Annotated in this window: 16 protein-coding genes; 6 read left to right on the forward strand and 10 right to left on the reverse strand. The window is 69.2% G+C overall.

Going from position 1 to position 19,354, the window contains the following annotated elements:
* Positions 1-59 precede the first annotated feature (59 nt).
* Positions 60-1,529 carry an AlkA N-terminal domain-containing protein gene (locus BMW75_RS26140; RefSeq protein WP_092582467.1) on the reverse strand — a complete coding sequence of 490 codons (1,470 nt, stop codon included), beginning with the start codon at positions 1,527-1,529 and terminating at the stop codon, positions 60-62.
* 145 nt (positions 1,530-1,674) lie between these two features.
* On the opposite strand from BMW75_RS26140, the gene ogt reads away from it, so the two are divergent.
* From ogt to BMW75_RS26155, 3 genes are all read left to right on the forward strand, one after another.
* The gene (gene ogt / locus BMW75_RS26145; protein WP_092582468.1) at positions 1,675-2,241 is read left to right on the forward strand and encodes a methylated-DNA--[protein]-cysteine S-methyltransferase; all 567 of its coding nucleotides are present in this window, start codon (positions 1,675-1,677) and stop codon (positions 2,239-2,241) included.
* Between the two features lie 86 nt (positions 2,242-2,327).
* Complete coding sequence (locus BMW75_RS26150; RefSeq protein WP_092582469.1) at positions 2,328-3,413, forward strand: tartrate dehydrogenase; 1,086 nt, start codon at positions 2,328-2,330, stop codon at positions 3,411-3,413.
* 119 nt (positions 3,414-3,532) lie between these two features.
* Positions 3,533-4,513: a Bug family tripartite tricarboxylate transporter substrate binding protein gene (locus BMW75_RS26155; RefSeq protein ID WP_092582470.1), complete on the forward strand. Its 981-nt coding sequence runs from the start codon at positions 3,533-3,535 to the stop codon at positions 4,511-4,513.
* Between the two features lie 19 nt (positions 4,514-4,532).
* Here the strand turns inward: BMW75_RS26155 and BMW75_RS26160 are convergent, their stop codons facing one another.
* From BMW75_RS26160 to urtA, 7 genes are all read right to left on the reverse strand, one after another.
* Entirely contained in the window at positions 4,533-5,138 is a 606-nt protein-coding gene (locus BMW75_RS26160) for a phosphatase PAP2 family protein (protein ID WP_092582471.1), read from the reverse strand.
* Positions 5,139-5,230: 92 nt separating this feature from the next.
* A complete protein-coding gene (gene arsC, locus BMW75_RS26165; RefSeq protein ID WP_092582472.1) occupies positions 5,231-5,659 on the reverse strand; it encodes an arsenate reductase (glutaredoxin) in 429 nt (142 codons plus the stop codon).
* Positions 5,660-5,732: 73 nt separating this feature from the next.
* On the reverse strand, positions 5,733-6,431 hold the full coding sequence (gene urtE / locus BMW75_RS26170) for an urea ABC transporter ATP-binding subunit UrtE (protein WP_076516221.1): 699 nt from the start codon (positions 6,429-6,431) through the stop codon (positions 5,733-5,735).
* A 1-nt stretch (position 6,432) separates the two neighbouring features.
* Positions 6,433-7,272, reverse strand: coding sequence for an urea ABC transporter ATP-binding protein UrtD (gene urtD, locus BMW75_RS26175; RefSeq protein WP_092582473.1), 840 nt, complete (start codon positions 7,270-7,272; stop codon positions 6,433-6,435).
* Positions 7,269-8,396, reverse strand: coding sequence for an urea ABC transporter permease subunit UrtC (gene urtC / locus BMW75_RS26180; protein WP_076516217.1), 1,128 nt, complete (start codon positions 8,394-8,396; stop codon positions 7,269-7,271). The genes urtD and urtC overlap by 4 nt, the downstream gene beginning before the upstream one ends.
* Entirely contained in the window at positions 8,393-10,024 is a 1,632-nt protein-coding gene (gene urtB / locus BMW75_RS26185; RefSeq protein ID WP_092582474.1) for an urea ABC transporter permease subunit UrtB, read from the reverse strand. Before urtB ends, urtC begins: the two co-directional genes overlap by 4 nt.
* A gap of 14 nt (positions 10,025-10,038) precedes the next feature.
* The gene (gene urtA / locus BMW75_RS26190; protein ID WP_076516213.1) at positions 10,039-11,292 is read right to left on the reverse strand and encodes an urea ABC transporter substrate-binding protein; all 1,254 of its coding nucleotides are present in this window, start codon (positions 11,290-11,292) and stop codon (positions 10,039-10,041) included.
* Between the two features lie 372 nt (positions 11,293-11,664).
* Here urtA and atzF point away from each other — a divergent pair, with 372 nt between their 5' ends.
* Genes atzF through BMW75_RS26205 form a run of 3 tightly spaced genes read left to right on the forward strand, consistent with a single transcriptional unit; the run spans position 11,665 to position 17,897 of the window.
* The gene (atzF, locus tag BMW75_RS26195; RefSeq protein WP_092582475.1) at positions 11,665-13,506 is read left to right on the forward strand and encodes an allophanate hydrolase; all 1,842 of its coding nucleotides are present in this window, start codon (positions 11,665-11,667) and stop codon (positions 13,504-13,506) included.
* A gap of 27 nt (positions 13,507-13,533) precedes the next feature.
* Complete coding sequence (gene uca, locus BMW75_RS26200) at positions 13,534-17,172, forward strand: urea carboxylase (protein WP_092582476.1); 3,639 nt, start codon at positions 13,534-13,536, stop codon at positions 17,170-17,172.
* On the forward strand, positions 17,169-17,897 hold the full coding sequence (locus tag BMW75_RS26205; protein ID WP_197685586.1) for a GntR family transcriptional regulator: 729 nt from the start codon (positions 17,169-17,171) through the stop codon (positions 17,895-17,897). Before uca ends, BMW75_RS26205 begins: the two co-directional genes overlap by 4 nt.
* Positions 17,898-17,993: 96 nt before the next feature.
* Here the strand turns inward: BMW75_RS26205 and BMW75_RS26210 are convergent, their stop codons facing one another.
* Positions 17,994-18,821: an anti-sigma factor family protein gene (locus BMW75_RS26210; RefSeq protein WP_092582477.1), complete on the reverse strand. Its 828-nt coding sequence runs from the start codon at positions 18,819-18,821 to the stop codon at positions 17,994-17,996.
* Positions 18,818-19,348, reverse strand: a complete 531-nt coding sequence (locus BMW75_RS26215; protein ID WP_076516205.1) for an RNA polymerase sigma factor — start codon at positions 19,346-19,348, stop codon at positions 18,818-18,820. Before BMW75_RS26215 ends, BMW75_RS26210 begins: the two co-directional genes overlap by 4 nt.
* Between the last annotated feature and the right edge of the window lie 6 nt (positions 19,349-19,354).

The following is a 19,354-nucleotide window of genomic DNA, read 5'->3' on the forward strand; positions in this document are numbered from 1 at the left end:
GGGGTTGCCGGCGCGCTCAGGCCCAGGCGCTCAGGCCGGGGGCGGTCGCGGCGCCGCGCTCACGCCGTCCACAGGTGCTGCGCCGCGTAAGCCCGCCATGGCCGCCAGGCCTCGGACCGCGCCAGCAGTTGGGCCGGCGTATACGCCCGCGATTCCAGCCGTTCCAGCGCGCGTATCAGCCCGATGTCCGCATGCGGGAACGCATCCGGTTCCCGCAACTGGCGCAACGCGATGTACTGCGCCGTCCATTCCCCGACCCCGCGGATCATGCGCAGCCGCCGCACGGCCTCGTCCAGCCCGCCGGCCGCGTCGAACAGCTGCGGGTCCGCCACGGCGGCGGCCGCCACCGCCGACAGCGTGGCCGCGCGGCTGCGCGGCATGCCCAGCGACGCCAGCTCCGCGGCGGCCACCGTTTCCGGCAAGGGAAACACGTGTGTCAGCGCGCCGTCCGGCCGGGCCAGCGGAACACCGTGCGCCGCCACCAGCTTGCCGGCCAGCCGGATGGCGGCGGCCACCGTGATCTGTTGTCCCAGCACCGCGCGCATGGCCAGTTCAAAGCCGTCCCACGCGCCCGGCACGCGCAGCCCCGGCCGCGCCTGCATCAGCGCGCTCATGACCGGGTCTGCGGAAAACTGGGCGGCAATGGCGGCCGGATCGCTCGCCAGGTCGAAGACGCGGCGCAGGCGCGCGATGATGGCCGGAAGGGATTGCAGCCGGGGAAAGCGCACCGTCGCCTGCAGCGCATGGCCTTTGCCGGGCCTGACCGTCACGGTGCCCTGCGCGCCGTCCAGGCAGAGGGTGCGCGCGTAGGTGTCGTCCTCGACGGTTTCGATGCCGGGGATGGCGCGCACGCGCAGGAACGCCAGCATGGCGTCCCAGTCGTACGGCGGCCGATAACGCAGCAGCAGCTTGATCTCGCCGTCCGGCCCCGCCGGCGCCTCGGGCTTGCCCGAACGCCGCAGCGCGCCCGGCGGCCGCCCGAAGAGGTCGAGGAAGATTTCGTTGAAGCGCCGGATGCTGCCAAATCCCGCCGCGAAGGCGATCTCGGCCATGGGCAGCTGCGTTTCATGAATGAGCTGCTTGGCCAGCAGCACGCGGCGCGTCTGCGCGACCGTCACGGGCGACGCGCCCAGATGCTGGCGGAACTGCCGGCGCAACTGACGCTCGCCCACGCCCAGGCGCCGCGCCAGGGCGTCCACGCCGGCATCGTCCAGCGCGCCCAGCTCGATCAGCTGCAGCGCGCGCGCCACGCTGTCCGGCAACTCGTGGCCGGGGCCGACTTCGGGCGCGGTTTCCGGCCGGCAGCGCAGGCACGGGTGGTAGCCGGCCTCTTGCGCGGCGGCCGCGGTGGAAAAGAACGTGACGTTCCTGGACAGGGGCGTGCGCGCCGGGCACACCGGCCGGCAGTAGATGCGCGTGGTCTTGACGGCCGTGAAGAAGCGGCCGTCGTAACGGGCGTCGCGCACCTGGATGGCGCGGTAGCAGGCGTCGTGGTTCAGCTTGAGGAGCGGGTTGGGGTTCAGGTCCATGCGGCGATGCTAACGCCGGCAGGCAGGCGGGATCTAGCGGTTTCCGGACAGGGTTGTGCGGGTCACACTGAGGTCCGGAATCCGCCAGCCCGCGTCGCTTGGGCAGGTCTATAGTGGCGGCATTTCCACACGCTCGGAGCGCATCATGGCGGTACAGACCTTCCTGCTGGAACGCTTGTCCACGCCCCTGGGCCAGATGCTGGTGCTGACCGACGCGCAAGCCAGCCTGCGCGCCGTGGACTGGGAAGACTACGAGTCCCGCATGCACACCTTGCTGCGCCGCCAGTACGGCCAGGGCACGGTGGCGCTGCGCGACGCCGCCCGGCCCTCGCAGGCCAGCCGCACGCTGCAGGCGTATTTCGACGGCGACGTCGGCGCCATCGCGCGGTTGCCCGTCGCGTTTGGCGGAACCCCGTTCCAGCGGCAGGTCTGGCAGGCGCTGCGCGCCATCGAAGGCGGCCGCACCGTCAGCTACGGCGCGCTGGCCGAGCGCATCGCGCGGCCCACGGCCGTGCGCGCCGTCGGCCTGGCCAATGGCGCCAATCCGGTGGGCATCGTCATTCCGTGCCATCGGGTGATCGGCGCCAACGCCGCGCTGACCGGCTACGGCGGCGGCCTGCATCGCAAGCGCTGGCTGCTCGCGCACGAGGCCGACTGGCTGAGCGCGCAGCCCGCCGGCGCGGCCCCGGCCGCACTTTCAACTCCAGGTTGAAAATGTTGTGAATTGGCGCGCGGGCGCCGCGCGTCCCGGCCGGTACAGTGCCAGCAGACTTTCATCCACACGGAGCGCTGGCGCCCATGAAGACCTATCGCATCGCAACCATCCCCGGCGACGGCATCGGCAAGGAAGTGATTCCGGCCGGCCGGCGCGTCATGCAGGAACTGGCCGACCAGGGCGGTCCGCGCTTTGACTTCCAGGATTTCGACTGGGGCGGCGACTACTACCGCAAGCACGGCGTCATGATGCCGGCCGATGGCCTGGATGCGCTGCGCGAAAAGGACGCGATCCTGTTCGGCTCGGCCGGCGATCCGGACATCCCCGACCACGTCACGCTGTGGGGGCTGCGCCTGAAGATCTGCCAGGGCTTTGACCAGTACGCCAACGTGCGTCCCACGCGCATCCTGCCCGGCATCGACGCGCCGCTCAAGCGCTGCACGCCCGAACAGCTGGACTGGGTGATCGTGCGCGAGAACTCCGAAGGCGAATACGCCGGCGTGGGCGGACGCGTGCACCAGGGGCATCCCATCGAGGCCGCCACCGACGTGTCCATCATGACGCGCGCCGGCGTCGAGCGCATCCTGCGCTTCGCCTTCACGCTGGCGCAATCGCGGCCCCGCAAGCAGTTGACCGTGATCACCAAGTCCAATGCCCAGCGCCACGCCATGGTGATGTGGGACGAGATCGCCCTGCAGATCAGCCGCGAGTTTCCCGACGTGGCCTGGGACAAGGAACTGGTGGACGCCGCCACCGCGCGCATGGTCAACCGGCCCGCGTCGCTGGACACCATCGTCGCCACCAACCTGCACGCCGACATCCTGAGCGACCTGGCCGCGGCGCTGGCCGGCAGCCTGGGCATCGCGCCCACCGGCAACATCGATCCCGAGCGCCGCTACCCCTCGATGTTCGAGCCCATCCATGGCTCGGCGTTCGACATCATGGGCAAGGGCCTGGCCAATCCCATCGGCACATTCTGGTCGGTGGTCATGCTGCTGGAGCATCTGGGCGAAACCGAGGCCGCCGCCCGGCTGATGCAGGCCATCGAAAGCGTCACCGCCGATCCCGCGCTGCACACCGGCGACCTGGGCGGCCGCGCGACGACCGAGCAGGTAACCGCGGCGGTCTGCGAGAGGCTGGCCGCCTCGGCGCGGGCCAAGGCGGCGTAAGCGGTGTCCTGTTCCGGTGTCTGACACCGTATCGAACCAGGCCCCAAGAACATCAGATTCAAGGCCTGCGCCTGGCAACAAATAAAAGACGAAGTCCATTCGTATCCAGGAGACAAACCATGCATAAGAAAGCGATGACGGCGCGCGCCCTGGCGTTCGCCTGCCTGATGGGCCTTTCCTTTTCGGGTGGCGCGCAGGCGCAGTCCTATCCGGCCAGGCCAGTGAACCTGGTCGTGCCATTCCCGGCCGGCGGCACCACGGACGTCCTGGCGCGCGCGCTGGGGCAGGAACTGGCTAAAAGCCTGGGCCAGCCGGTGGTGGTGGAAAACAAGCCGGGCGCGGGCGCGACGCTGGGCGCGGACTACGTGGCCAAGGCGGCGCCGGACGGCTACACGCTGCTGATGGGCGCGGTGCATCACACGATCGCCACCAGCGTCTACAAAAGCCTGCAGTACGACTTCCAGAAGGATTTCGCGCCGGTGACCACGGTGGCGCTGGTGCCGAACGTGCTGGTCGTCAATCCCAAGCTGCAAGCCAGGGACGTGGCGTCGCTGCTGAAGCTGGCCCAGGCCGCGCCCGGCAAGCTGACGTACGGGTCCAATGGCATGGGCACCGGCCAGCATCTGATCGGCGCGCAGTTCGAACGCGCGGGCCAGGTGCAGCTGCTGCATGTGCCCTACAAGGGCAGCGGGCCGCTCACGACCGACCTGCTGGGCGGACAGATCGACATGTCGTTCGACACGATCACGCCGGTGCTCCCTCACATCCAGAGCGGCAAGCTGCGCGCGCTGGCCGTGACCACCAACCAGCGCTCGGCCGCGCTGCCGGACGTGCCGACCATGGAAGAGGCGGGCCTGAAGCCCTTCAACATGGGCACCTGGTTCGGCGTGCTGGCGCCGGCGGCCGTGCCCAAGGACGTGGTGGACCGGCTGAATGCGGAAATGGTGAAGATCATCCGTTCGCCGGACTTCACGCGGCGCATGGCGGAGATCGGCGCGGTTCCCATCGGCGACTCGGCCGCCGAAATGAAGGCGCGCATTGGCGCCGATACCGCCAACTACGCGAAACTGGTCAAGGAGGCCAACGTGGCGGTCAACTGACCGGCCTACGCCGCAGGCCCTAGGCCCGTATCCATCCGCGCGCGATCGGCAGGGCCAGCGCTTTGCGGTACAGGCCCTGCGCCGCCGCCGTCAGCGGCGCGCCCGCGCGGCGCCAGAGAGGAATCGTGATCGCGGCCGCCACGGGCGCCAGCAGCAGTCCGCCCGCGATGTCCAGCGGGAAGTGCACGCCCAGGTAGACGCGCGACGTCCCGACCAGCGCGGCGGCCGCCAGCGCCAGCCACCCCCATGCGGCCCGTTGCCGGTCCAGGATCAGCGCGAACGCGAAGGTGGCGATGATGATGGTGTGGTTGCTGGGAAACGAGGCGGTGGGCTTGTGCGGGAAGAAGGCATGCCCCAGGCCGATGGCAAAGGGGCGCGGGTGCGGCCACAGCACCCCGCACAGGTAGCTGGCGCCCAGCGCCACGGCGATGCTGGCCAGCGCCTTGAGCATCAGTTCGCGCTGCGCCTCATTGCCCCACAGCCACGCGGCGGCCATGACGCCCGGCAGCAGCAGGATCAGCGCATTGGCCGCCAGCAGGGCGGCCTGGATCCGCCACGGGGACGCGGCCGGATCGGCGTTGATCAGAAGAAACAGGGACTGGTTGAGGCTTTCCAGGAATTCCATGACACGTCATCGCGGCGTAATAAATCAGTGGCCGCGATGGTATCTGGCGTACCCGTCAGTTTCCTTGCAATGCGGGCGCGCATCGCCCGCTTTTACTTCTGGATGCGATTGCCTTGCGCGTCGATGACCGGCTCGCCGCTTTCCTTGGAAAACGCGCCTTTCTGCGGGGCCGGCAGGATGTCCAGCACCAGCTCGCACGGACGGCACAGGCGCGCGCCCAGCGGGGTGGACACGAAAGGGCGGTTCAGCAGGATGGGATGCTTGGCGATGGCATCCAGCAGGGCGTCGTCAGACAGCGAGGTGTCGTCCAGGCCCAGTTCCGCATAGAGCGTGCCTTTCTCGCGCAGCGCCTCGCGCACGCTGATGCCGGCGCGCTCGAACAGCGCCGTCAGCGTGTCGCGCGAGGGCGGCGTTTCCAGGTACAGCACGACCTGCGGCTCGATGCCGGCGTTGCGGATCAGGCCCAGCGTGTTGCGCGACGTGCCGCACTTGGGGTTGTGATAGATGATGACGTCGGACATGAATGCTCCTGTTTTCGGACGATGCGTGATGCAGGACTGGGAGCATAGTCCATCCGCGGCGCCGGGATCGGCTTCATACCGACAGGTGCCGCCGCACGTCCTCGCCGTCGATCGCATCGCGCCCGCCGCGCGCCACCACTTCGCCGCGCGACAGCACCACGAACTGGTCGGCCAGCTCGCGCGCGAAATCGAAGTACTGCTCGCACAGCAGGATCGCGATGTCGCCGCGCTCGCGCAGCATGTGGATGACGCGCGCGATGTCCTTGATGATGGACGGCTGGATGCCTTCCGTGGGTTCGTCCAGGATGATGAGCTTGGGCTCGGCCACCAGCGCCCGGGCAATCGCAAGTTGCTGTTGCTGCCCGCCCGACAGGTCGCCGCCGCGGCGCGACAGCATGCTTTTCAGGACGGGAAACAGCTCGAAGACTTCTTCCTTGATGCGCCGCGCGCGGGCCGCGGGCTTGGTCGCCATTCCCATCAGGATGTTTTCTTCCACCGTCAGCCGCGCGAAGATGTCGCGGCCCTGCGGCACGTAAGCCATGCCGCGCGCGGCGCGCTGGTGCGGCGCCAGGCGCGTGATGTCCGCGCCGTCGAACGTGATGCCGCCGCGCGCCACGGGCAGCACGCCCATCACGCACTTGAGCAGGGTGGTCTTGCCCACGCCGTTGCGGCCCAGCAGCGCCAGGCACTCGCCCTGGCGCACGGACAGCGACACGCCGCGCAGGGTGTGGCTGCCGCCGTAGTATTGGTCGATCGTGCTTACGTCCAGCATCTCAGCGCCCCAGATAGACTTCGATCACGCGCGGATCGGCCTGCACGCGGCTCATCGGCCCTTCAGCCAGCACCGACCCTTCATGCAGCACGGTGACCTTGCCGTCGCCCGCGATCTGGTTCACGAAGTCCATGTCGTGCTCCACCACCATCAGGGAATGGCGGCCGCGCAATTCATTCAGCAGTTCGCCGGTGCGCTCGGTCTCGGCGTCGGTCATGCCGGCCACGGGTTCGTCCAGCAGCAGCAACTGCGGCTCCTGCATCAGCAGCATGCCGATCTCCAGCCATTGCTTCTGGCCGTGCGACAGCAGTCCGGCGGGCCGCCCGACCTCGGCCCGCAGCCGGATCAGGTCCAGCGTCTCGCCGATGCGGTCGGCCTCTTCGCTGGACAGGCGCGAGAACAGCGTGGGACGCACGCGCTTGTCGGTCTTCATCGCCAGTTCCAGGTTCTCGAACACCGTGTGCTGCTCGAACACGGTCGGGCGCTGGAACTTGCGGCCGATGCCCGCGTGGGCGATCTGCGCTTCGTTCAGCGTGGTCAGGTCGATGCTCTGGCCGAAGTACGCCGTGCCCGCCGTGGGCCGCGTCTTGCCGGTGATCACGTCCATCATCGTGGTCTTGCCCGCGCCGTTAGGGCCGATGATGCAGCGCAGTTCGCCCACGCCGATGTCCAGCGTCAGGTCGTTCAGGGCCTTGAAGCCGTCGAAGCTGACCGTGATGCCTTCCAGGTACAGGATGGCGCCGTGGCTGGTGTCCAGGCCCGGGGGGCTGACGCGGCCGTAGCCGGCCTCGCCGCTCGGGCCGCCGTCCAGCATGGCGGATTCGGTGTGCGTGCTGGTCATGCCTTCTTCTCCTGGAAGCGGGCCGCGATGCGGCGGGCCAGACCGACGATGCCGGTGGGCAGGAACAGGGTCACCAGCACGAAGATGAGGCCCAGCGCATACAGCCAGTATTCCGGCAGCACGCTGGTGAACCAGGTCTTCAGGCCGTTCACCGCGCCCGCGCCGATGATGGGTCCGATCAGGGTGCCGCGCCCACCCGTGGCCACCCAGATCACCATCTCGATGGAGTTCTCGGTGGACATTTCGCCGGGATTGATGATGCCGACCTGCGGCACGTACAGCGCGCCCGCGATGCCGCACAGCACGGCCGACAGCGTCCACACGAACAGCTTGAAGCCCAGCGGGTCGTAGCCGATGAAGCGCAGCCGGCTTTCGGCGTCGCGCACGGCGGTCAGCACGCGGCCCAGCTTGCTCTGCGTGACCATGCGGGCCAGGATCAGGGCGCCGGCCAGGGCCGCCAGCGTGACCCAGTAGAGCGTGGCGCGCGTGCCCGGCGCGGTGATGTCAAAGCCCAGGATGCGCTTGAAGTCGGTAAAGCCGTTGTTGCCGCCAAAGCCCGTGTCGTTGCGAAAGAACAGCAGCATGGCGGCGAAGGTCAGCGCCTGCGTGATGATCGAGAAGTACACGCCCTTGATGCGCGAGCGGAAGGCGAAGTAGCCGAACACGAAGGCCAGCACGCCCGGCACCAGCACCACCAGCAGCATGGCGTACCAGAAGTGATCCGTGAACGACCAGTACCAGGGGTAGCTCTTCCAGTCCAGGAACACCATGAAGTCGGGCAGGTCGCTCTGGTAGACGCCGTCGCGGCCGATGGCGCGCATCAGGTACATGCCGTGGGCGTAGCCGCCCAGCGCGAAGAAAAGGCCATGGCCCAGCGACAGGATGCCGGCGTAGCCCCACACCAGGTCCAGCGCCAGCGCCGCCATGGCGTAGCACATGAACTTGCCCAGCAGGGCCACGGCATAGGCGGAGACATGCAGGGCGTGGCCCGGCGGGAACACCAGGTTCAGCAGCGGCAGCAGCGCCAGCAGGGCGACGCCCGCGGCCAGGGCTGCCCACACGCGGCCCGAGAAAAGCGGACGGCGGGCCAGCAGGTTCAGGTCGGTCAGCGCGGTCTGTTTCATTCGACGCTCCGGCCGCGCGGGGCGAACAGGCCTTGCGGCCGCTTTTGGACGAACAGCACGATGAGCACCAGGATGGTGATCTTGGCCATGACGGCTCCCGCGTAAGGCTCCAGGATTTTGTTGACGCCGCCCAGGCCCAGCGCGGCAATGACGGTGCCGGCAAGCTGGCCCACGCCGCCCAGCACCACCACCATGAAGGAATCGACGATGTAGCCGCGGCCCAGGTCCGGACCCACGTTGCCAAGCTGGGACAGCGCCACGCCGGCAAGCCCCGCGATGCCGGACCCCAGCCCGAAGGCCAGCATGTCGACGCGGCCGGTGGGCACGCCCACGCAATCGGCCATGCGCCGGTTCTGCGTGATGGCGCGCACGAAGAGGCCCAGCCGCGTGTGGTTCAGCAGCGCCCACACCAGGAACACCACGAAGAAGGCAAAGCCGATGATGACGAGCCGGTTATAGGTGAGCACCAGTCCGCCCAGCACGTTGATGCCGCCGGACATCCAGCTGGGATTGCCGACCTCCACGTTCTGCGCGCCGAACAGCGAGCGCACGCCCTGCATCAGCATCAGGCTGATGCCCCAGGTCGCCAGCAGCGTTTCCAGCGGGCGGCCATAAAGCCACCGGATCACCGTGCGTTCCAGCGCCATGCCGACCAGCGCCGTCACCACGAAGGCGAGCGGCAAGGCGGCCACCACGTACCAGTCCAGCCAGCCCGGCAGCCAGGCGCGGAACAGCGTCTGCACCACATACGTCACATAGGCGCCGATCATCAGCAATTCGCCGTGCGCCATGTTGATGACGCCCATCAGGCCGAACGTGATGGCCAGGCCCAGCGCGGCCAGCAGCAGCACGCTGCCCAGGCTCACGCCATAAAAGAGATTGCCGGCCCATTCGATCGTGGCCAGGTGCCGGTCGATCTGTTTGAGCGCGTTGGCGGCGGCTTCGCGCACGCCGGGGTCGGGCTCGGCGTAGGCGCCGTCGCGTTGTTGCGTCAAGGCGGCCAGGGTGGGGCGGAAGGCGGCGTTCTTCGTCTCGCCCAGCACTTCGACCGCGTGGCGGCGTTTTGCGGCGTCTTCGCTCTTGAGTTCCAGATTGGCCTGCGCAATCAGCAGGGCGCTGCGCACGGCCTCGTTCTTTTCGGCGGCGAGCGCCTTTTCCAGCATGGGCAGCCGGGCGGGGTCGCCGGTCTGCTGCAGGCGCCGGGCGGCTTCCAGGCGTTCGTCGGCATTGTCGGAGAAGAGCCGCGTGCCCGCCAGCGCGGCCTGGATGGCGCGGCGCAGGCGGTTGTTGATGGAGATGGTGCCCGCGTCCGCCGGCAGGTCGACGGACGCGCCGGTGGACGGATCGGTGGCGCGCGCGCCGCCCGTTCCGATCAGCACCCGGCCGTCGGCGGTGGCGTAGAGCTGGTCATTGCCCAGCGCCTGCAGCACCGCGGCAGCGCCCGGATCGGGCAGTTGGCCCAGCGCGGCAATCGCTTGCAGCCTGGCGTCCGTGTCGTCGCCGGCCAGCGGCGCGAGCAGGGCCTGGTCCACGCCGGCGGCGGCCGCCGGCGCGGCCAGCGCCGGCACGGCCAGCAGCCATGCAAGAAGGAAACGACGCAAGAAGTGTGCGATTGGCGCGATGCGCATGGCTGCCCTTTCCTTTAGAGGCCTTGCTTGCCTTCGTTGCCCGGGATGTACGGGCTCCACGGTTGGGCGCGGATCGGGCCCTTGCTCTTCCACACCACGCTGAACTGGCCGTCCGCCTTGATCTCGCCGATGTAGACCGGCTTGTGCAGGTGGTGGTTGGTCTTGTCCATCTCGATGGTGTAGCCGTCGGGCGCGTTGAACTTCTGTCCGCCCATGGCCGCGATCACCTTGTCCACGTCGGTGGTCTTGGCCTGTTCGACGGCCTGCTTCCACATGTGGATGCCGATGTAGGTGGCTTCCATCGGGTCGTTCGTCACGACCGTGTTGGCGTTGGGCAGGTTCTTGGCCTTGGCGTAGGCCTTCCACTTGGCGATGAAGGCGTCGTTGACGGGGTTCTTGACCGACTGGAAGTAGTTCCACGCGGCCAGGTGGCCCACCAGCGGCTTGGTGTCCACGCCGCGCAGCTCTTCTTCGCCGACCGAGAACGCCACGACCGGCACGTCGGTGGCCTTCAGCCCGGCGTTGCCCAGTTCCTTGTAGAAGGGCACGTTGGAGTCACCGTTGATCGTGGAGATGACGGCCGTCTTGCCGCCCGTGGCGAACTTCTTGATGTTGGCCACGATGGTCTGGTAGTCGGAATGGCCGAACGGCGTGTAGACCTCTTCGATGTCGCTGTCCTTCACGCCCTTGGAATGCAGGAAGGCGCGCAGGATCTTGTTGGTGGTGCGGGGGTAGACGTAGTCGGTGCCCAGCAGCACGAAGCGCTTGGCGCCGCCGCCGTCTTCGCTCATCAGGTATTCCACGGCCGGAATCGCCTGCTGGTTGGGTGCGGCGCCCGTGTAGAACACGTTCTTTTCCAGCTCTTCGCCTTCGTATTGCACCGGGTAGAAGAGCAGGCCGTTCAGTTCCTTGAAGACCGGCAGCACCGATTTGCGCGACACCGAGGTCCAGCAGCCGAAGACCACGGCCACCTTGTCCTGCGACAGGAGCTGGCGGGACTTCTCGGCGAACAGCGGCCAGTTCGACGCGGGGTCCACGACCACGGCTTCGAGCTTCTTGCCCATCACGCCGCCGTTGGCGTTGATCTCGTCGATGGTCATCAGGGCCACGTCCTTGAGCGACGTCTCCGAGATGGCCATGGTGCCCGAGAGGGAATGCAGGATGCCGACCTTGATGGTGTCTTCGGCGGCGTGTACCTGCGGCATCCACCCGGACATGGCCAACAGGCTCACGGCGGTCAGTTGCTTAAGGGCTAGTCTGCGTTTCATGGTGACTCCTGGATGGAATGGGCCGGTCTGGCCGGCGAGAACGTTCTGAACAACACCCGACAACGTAGGACTCAAAAGCAAAACGCGTGCCAAGTGATGGCGCAGGCCGCGGCCGCTGTATGAGGAGGGGGTGTTTACGCGAATGCGGGAGGCGTCGGCCGCGCGGCGCCGGCGCGATCAAAACGGTGCGGCGTGCACAAGACAGGTGCGCGATCCGCCCGATCTCGGTGCGGTGCGCACGGCGCGGGGCGGCGGCCGGACCGCAATCGGCGCAGGGGGGATCGGCATTCCAGAGGGAAGGCCAAGGTTGCGGCCAACATGGCACGCAGATTGCTTGGGAATCCGTACTTGTATACAAGAAAGGATTCCAGCATGAATGCCGCAGCAACGCAGAAGAGCCCCGCCGGTTGGACGATCGCGCAGTGGCAGTCCGCCTACCGCGATGGGGCGCAACCCGAGGCGCTGTTGGCGGGCTATGCCGCCGTGGGCGACGCGTCGGATAACGCCGGTGATAACGCCTGGATACGGCGCGTGGACCGCGCGCAGTTGGACGAACAGCTGGACGGCCTGCGCCTGCTGCTGGCCGCGGCGGGCGGCGACCTCTCGCGTTTGCCGCTGTATGGCGTGCCCTTCGCCATCAAGGACAACATCGACGCGGCGGGCTGGCCCACGACCGCGGCCTGCCCCGAGTTCGCCTATACGGCGCGGGAAGACGCCACCGTCGTGCGCCGCCTGCGCGCGGCCGGCGCCATTCTCATCGGCAAGACCAACCTGGATCAGTTTGCGACCGGCCTGGTGGGCACGCGCTCGCCGCATGGCGCCGTGGCCAACACCTTCAATCCCGAATATGTCAGCGGCGGTTCCAGTTCGGGATCGGCCTCGGTGGTGGCGCGCGGCATCGCGGCGTTTTCGCTGGGCACCGACACCGCGGGATCGGGCCGCGTGCCGGCGGGTTTCAACAACATCGTGGGCCTGAAGCCCACCAAGGGCTGGCTCAGCACGGCGGGCGTGGTGCCCGCCTGCCGCACGCTGGACTGCGTGTCGATCTTCGCGCTGACGGTGGACGATGCCGAGAAGGTCGCCGCCGTGGCGGGCGGCTATGACGACGCCGACCCGTATTCACGCCGCATGCCGGCCGGCGCGTCGCTGCCGTGGCCCAAGACGCCGCGGCTGGCGGTGCCCGCATCGCTGGAGTTCTTTGGCGACGCGCAGGCCGCCGCCGTGTTCGAGGATGCGGTGCGGGCGCTGCGCGCGGACGGCGCGCAGGTCGAGCCCATCGACTTCGGGCCTTTCAACGAACTGGCCGCGCTGCTGTACCAGGGGCCCTGGGTGGCCGAGCGCTTTGCCGCCGTGCAGGACTTGTGGAAGGAAAATCCCGACGCCATCAATCCGGTCGTGCGCGGCATCGTCGAGCAGGCCGCCAACTACAGCGCGCTGGACGCGTTCGAGGCCGAATACCGGCGCGCCGAGCTGACGCGCCAAATCCATCGCGCGCTGGAGGGCTTTGACGCGCTGGTCGTGCCGACCTCGCCTTCCATCTACACCATCGCGCAACTGGAGGCGGACCCCGTCACGCTCAATTCCCGCCTGGGCGTCTATACCAATTTCGCCAACCTGGCCGACCTGTCCGCGCTGGCGGTGCCGGCCGGCATGCGGGCCGACGGCCTGCCCTCGGGCATCACGCTGATCGGCCTGGCCTGGCAGGACCGTGCGCTGGCGCAGTTCGGCCGCCAGTGGCAGGCCCGGCGCGGCCTGCCGCTGGGCGCCACGGGCGAGCCCTTGCCGTCCATCGCCGCGGACACCGCGCCGTCCGCCGATACCGTGCGCGTCGCGGTCGTGGGCGCGCACCTGACCGGCATGCCGCTGAACCATCAACTGACGTCGCGCCATGCGGTGTTCGTGGAGAAGACCGCGACGGCGGGCGACTACCGCCTCTTCGCGCTGGCCAACACCACGCCGCCCAAGCCCGGGCTGGTGAAGATGGAAAGCGGCGCCGCCATCGAGGTCGAGCTGTGGGACGTGCCGGTGACGGCGTTCGGCGCCTTCGTGGCCGAGATTCCCGCGCCGCTGGGCATCGGCACGCTGGAGCTGGCCGACGGCCGGCTCGTCAAGGGCTTCATCTGCGAGCCGCGCGGCCTGGACGGCGCGCGCGACATCACCGCCTTCGGCGGCTGGCGCGCCTACCTGGCCAGCCTCGGCGCCGCCACCCGATAACCCCGCCCTATACCTGGGAGTCGCATCGTGTTCGATACCGTTCTGATTGCAAACCGCGGCGAAATCGCCGTCCGCGCCATCCGCACCCTCAAGCGCCTGGGCATCCGCAGCGTCGCGGTCTATTCCGACCCGGACCGCAACGCCGCGCATGTGCGCGAGGCCGACGTGGCCGTCGCGCTGGGCGGCGAGAAAGCGGCAGACAGTTACCTGCGCATGGATCTGCTGCTGGCCGCCGCGCGCGAGCATGGCGCGCAGGCGATCTATCCGGGCTATGGCTTTCTTTCCGAGAGCGCCGATTTCGCCGAAGCCTGCGAGGCCGCGGGCATTGCCTTCGTCGGTCCCACTCCGCTGCAGATCCGCGAGTTCGGCCTGAAGCACCGTTCGCGCGAACTGGCGGCCGAGGCCGGCGTGCCGATGACGCCCGGCACCGGGCTGCTCGCCAGCCTGGGCGAGGCGTTGTCGCAGGCCGAGCGCATCGGCTATCCGGTGATGCTCAAGAGCACGGCGGGCGGCGGCGGCATCGGCCTGTCGCGCTGCGAGAACGAGGCCGAACTCACGGTGGCGTTCGACAGCGTGCAGCGCATGGGCGAACACTTCTTCCGCGATGGCGGCGCCTTCATCGAACGCTATGTGGACAATGCGCGGCACGTCGAGGTGCAGATCTTCGGCGACGGCGCGGGCCGCGTGCTGGCGCTGGGCGAACGCGATTGCTCGGTGCAGCGCCGCAACCAGAAGGTCATTGAGGAAACGCCGGCGCCGGCCTTGCCGGCCGCCACGCGCGCCGCGCTCCTGGACGCCGCCGTCAAGCTCGGCGAATCCGTGAAATACCGCTCCGCCGGCACGGTGGAGTTCATCTACGACCCCGCGCGCGACAGCTTTTATTTCCTGGAGGTCAACACGCGCCTGCAGGTCGAACATCCGGTCACCGAGGCCGTCACCGGCCTGGACCTGGTGGAATGCATGCTGCGTGTCGCGGCGGGCGAACCGCTGGACTACGCGGCCATGTCGCGCGCCCCGCAGGGCGCATCCATCGAGGTGCGCCTGTACGCCGAGGATCCGCTGCGCCAGTTCCAGCCTTCGCCCGGGGTGTTGACCGAAGTGTCCTTCCCGGATGGCGTGCGGGTCGACGGCTGGGTCGAGACCGGCACGGACGTGCCCGCCTTCTATGACCCGATGCTGGCCAAGCTGATCGTGCACGCGGACACGCGCGAGGCCGCGCTGGACAAGCTGGCCGACGCGCTGGCCCGTACGCGGCTGCACGGCATCGCGACCAACCTGGACTACCTGCGCCAGATCGTCGCCGACGAACGGTTCCGCGCCGGCAAGCTGTCCACGCGCTTTCTGGAAAGCTTCGCGTACCGGCCCGCGGCCATCGAGGTGCTGGAAGCGGGCACCTACACCAGCGTGCAGGACTATCCCGGCCGTGCCGGCTACTGGGACATCGGCGTGCCGCCGTCCGGGCCTATGGACGACTACGCCTTTCGCATCGCCAACCGCATCGTGGGCAACGCGCCGGACGCGGCCGGCCTGGAAACCACGCTGGTCGGCCCGACGCTGCGCTTTCACGGCGACGCGGTCGTGGCGCTGACCGGGGCGTCCTGCGCCGCCACGCTGGACGGCGAGCCCGTGCCCATGTGGCAACCCATCTCCGTGCGCTCGGGGCAAGTGCTGGCCACCGGCCGCGCGCTGTCCGGCTGCCGCAGCTATCTGGCGGTGCGCAACGGCCTGGACGTGCCGCTCTACCTGGGCAGCCGTTCCACCTTTGCACTGGGCCAGTTCGGCGGCCATGCCGGCCGCACGCTGCGCGTGGGCGACATGCTGCCCGTGATGCGGCATGAACTGGCCGGCGCGACGGCGGCGGCGCCCCAGGCGCAGCCCCAGGCCGCGCCCGCCGCGCTGATTCCCGAATACGGCAACACCTGGGAAATCGGCGTGCTGTACGGCCCGCATGGCGCGCCGGACTTTTTCCAGCCCGAAGCCATCGACGCCTTCTTCGCCGCGGACTGGGAGGTGCACTACAACTCCAACCGCCTGGGCGTGCGCCTGATCGGCCCCAAGCCCACCTGGGCGCGCGAGAACGGCGGCGAGGCGGGGCTGCATCCGTCCAACATCCATGATTGCGAATACGCGGTCGGCAGCATCAACTTCACCGGCGACAGCCCCGTCATCCTGACGCGCGATGGCCCCAGCCTGGGCGGCTTCGTGTGCCCCGTCACCATCGCCCGCGCCGAGTTGTGGAAGGTCGGGCAGGTCAAGCCCGGCGACCGCATCCGGTTCGTACGCATCGACTACCCGCAGGCGGTGGCGCTGGAAGCCGCGCAGGACCGGAGCATCGTCGACCTGGCGCTGGCGGCGCCCGCGGCGACCGCGCCCGCGCCGGTGCCCGCCACCGTCTCCGAGACCATCGTCGCCGCGCTGCCGGCCGAAGGCGCGCGCCCGTCCGTGTCGTACCGGCAGGCGGGCGACGGCTACCTGCTGCTGGAATACGGCGACAACGTGCTGGACCTGGCGCTGCGCATGCGCATCCACCTGTTGATGGAGGCGCTGAACGCCGACCCCGTCTCGGGCGTGCTGGAGCTGTCGCCGGGCGTGCGGTCGCTGCAGATCCGCTACGACAGCCGCGTCATTCTGCAAGGCGCGCTGATCGCGAAGCTGCTGGAGATCGAGGCGGGGCTGGCCGACGTCGCCACGCTGAAGGTGCCGACGCGCGTCGTGTACCTGCCCATGGCGTTCGAGGATTCCGCCACGCTGGGCGCCGTGCAGCGCTACCAGGAGACCGTGCGCGCCAGCGCGCCCTGGCTGCCGAACAACGTGGACTTCATCCAGCGCATCAACGGCCTGGACGACCGCGACGAGGTGCGCCGCATCGTATTTGACGCGAGCTACCTGATCATGGGCCTGGGCGACGTCTACCTGGGCGCGCCGTGCGCGGTGCCGATCGATCCGCGCCATCGCCTGCTGACGTCCAAGTACAACCCGGCGCGCACCTTCACGGCCGAAGGCACGGTGGGCATCGGCGGCGTGTACATGTGCATCTACGGCATGGATTCGCCGGGCGGCTACCAGCTCGTTGGCCGCACGCTGCCCATCTGGAACAAATTCCTGAAGAACCCGGTGTTCCAGGACGGCAAGCCCTGGCTGCTGCGCTTTTTCGATCAGGTGCGCTTCTATCCCGTCACGGAAGCCGAACTCGACGTCCTGCGCGAGGATTTCCGCGAAGGCCGCGCCACGGTCCGCATCGAAGAAGAGATGTTCGACTTCGCGGCGCACCAGCGTTTCCTGGCCGAACAGGCCGACAGCATCGCCGACTTCCAGGCCCGCCAGAAGACGGCCTTCGATGCCGAGGTGGCGCTCTGGAAGACGGAAGACGTGGCGGCCGAACCGCCTGCCGCCGAACCCGAGGCCGAGACCGTCCTGCGCGACGGCGAGCGCCTGGTCAGCGCCGACATGTGCGGCAACATCTGGAAGATCCCGGTCCAGGTGGGGCAGAGCGTCTCGGCCGGCGACACGCTGGTGGTGGTCGAAGCCATGAAGATGGAGCTGTCCGTCATCTCGCCCGTGTCGGGCACGGTGTCGGCCATCCGCTGCGTCCCCGGCAAGCCCGTGAACGCGGGCGATCCGCTCATCGTCATCACTGAAGACGCCACGTGCGTCGTCGCCGGATGATGCGCCTGGAAGCCGTCCAGGCCGGTCCGGCCATCCGCCAGGCGCCGGCGCTGGCCGGCTCGCTGGCCGATCAGGTCTACCAGCGCATCAAGGACGACCTGTTCGCCTTTCGCATGCTGCCCGGCGAACGCTTCACCGAGGCCGACCTGGTGGCGCGCCTGGGCGTGAGCCGCACCCCCGTGCGGCTCGGCCTGGCGCGCCTGGAACGCGAGGGCTTCGTGCTGGCTCGTCCGCGCAGCGGCTGGCAGGTCCGTCCGTTCGACTTCGAACGCTTCGAGGCGCTGTACGACGTGCGCGTGGTGCTGGAACTGGCGGCCGTGGACAAGCTGTGCGCGCGCGAACACATGGACACGACCGGGATCCTGGGCGCGCTGACCGACGTGTGGCTGGTGCCGCCGCCGCAGCGCATCCTGGACGGGCGGCTGGTGGCGCAGCTGGATGAGGCGTTTCATTGCTCGCTGGTGGCCGCCGCGGGCAATCCCGAGATGGCGCTGATCCACCGCGACGTCACGGAAAAGATCCGCATCGTGCGGCGGCTGGATTTCACCAAGGATTTCCGCGTCGACGCCACCTACGACGAGCACGCGGCCATCCTGCGCGCGGTGCTGGCGCGCCGCGCCGACGAGGCGGGGCGCATGCTGCGGTCCCATATCGACATGAGCAAGGCCGAGGTCCGCAAGATCACGCTGCACATGCTGCACGAGGCGCGCGCCAGCGCGGGATGAAGGCCAGGCGAAGGCCGGGGATAGGTCAGATGCAGGCCGGATGCCGGCCGGATGCGCCCCGCCGGCCGCGGGCCGGGGGCGCTGGGCGATCGGGACCTAGCCCTGGCCCTCGCCCTGAAGCTGCCGATAGACCTCTTGCGACACGCGCTGCAGCTCATCGCGGCTGACGGTGCCGGACAAGGCATAGCCGAGCCCGCCTTCGACCCAATAGAACACCCGCACCGGGCCTTCCTGCGTGAACTGGAAGGCATTCTGTCCGCCGGCCGCTTCGCGCGTGACGTACAGGGTCAGGCGCTGGCCGTCGGCCGCGCCGTACATGAATTGCGCCACCGGCCCCGCGCCGCCGGGCAGCAGGCGTCCGCCGATCAGCGCATACCCCGCCTGCGACAGCGACGGCGCGCGCATCGGCTCGCCCATGCGCTTGGTCAGCCAGGTCACCAGCCCCTTCTCGTTGTCGGCGCCGACCTCGACGGGGCGGCCCATGTCGGGCGCATAGACCGCGTGGGCGATGGCGGCGCGCTGCGCGTAGCTGGCCGCGGCGCGGTCCGCGCCGGCAGCCGCCAGCACCGTTTGCAGGTGGCGCGCGTCCATCGCGCCGCGCGCGACCCACGCCGCGCTGGCGCTGACCACGGCGACCGCCACGCTGGCCGCCAGCGCGCGCCAGGGCCAAGCGCGAGCGGGCGCCTTGAGCGGCAGGCGCAACGGCAGGGGCTCGTCCAGCACCGGGTCCAGCATGGCGCGCAGCGCGCGCCGCTGCGCCTGCCAGTCGTCCACGCGGGTCTGGTCCTGCGGATGCGCGGCCAGGAAGGCGGCCACCTCCGCATGGCGCGCGGCCGGCAGTTGGCCGTCGGCGTAGCCATGCAGATCGGCTTCGGTGATCGGCGTGCCCGCGGTGGGAACCGGTTGGAGGCGTTTGTCGTTCATGGCATTTCACGCGGGGTGGGTACGGGCCGCAGGCGCCTGCCGGCGTCGCGGCCCTGCATCAGCGCGCCGAGCTTCTCGCGAGCCCGCGAGAGGCGCGACATGACGGTGCCGATCGGCACCGACAGGATCTGGGCGGTCTCCTGGTAGGTCAGGTCTTCCACGGCGATCAGCAGCAGGATTTCGCGCTGTTCGGCGGGAAGGGCCTGCAGGCAGCGGTCCAGGTCCCGCACCTCGAGCTGGTCGGCCTGCGTGGCGCGCACCGGCGCGTCGGGCAGGTCGCCCGGGACCGTCACGTCGGTGCGCCGGCCGGCGGCGCGCACGCCGTCGATGAAATGGTTGTGCATGATGCCGAACATCCACGCGCGCAGCTCGCCGCGCCGCTGCCATCGGGAGTAGCGGCTCCAGGCGCGCTCCAGCGTGTCCTGGACCAGGTCGTCGGCCCGGTCGGGATCGCCCGTCAGCCCGCGCGCGTAGCGGCGCAGGCTGGGGATGCAGGCGAGGATGCGGGCTTCGTCTTCGGCGCGCATGGCGTG

Origin of the sequence: Achromobacter sp. NFACC18-2, from assembly GCF_900108985.1 — a bacterium.
GTDB lineage: Bacteria > Pseudomonadota > Gammaproteobacteria > Burkholderiales > Burkholderiaceae_B > Achromobacter.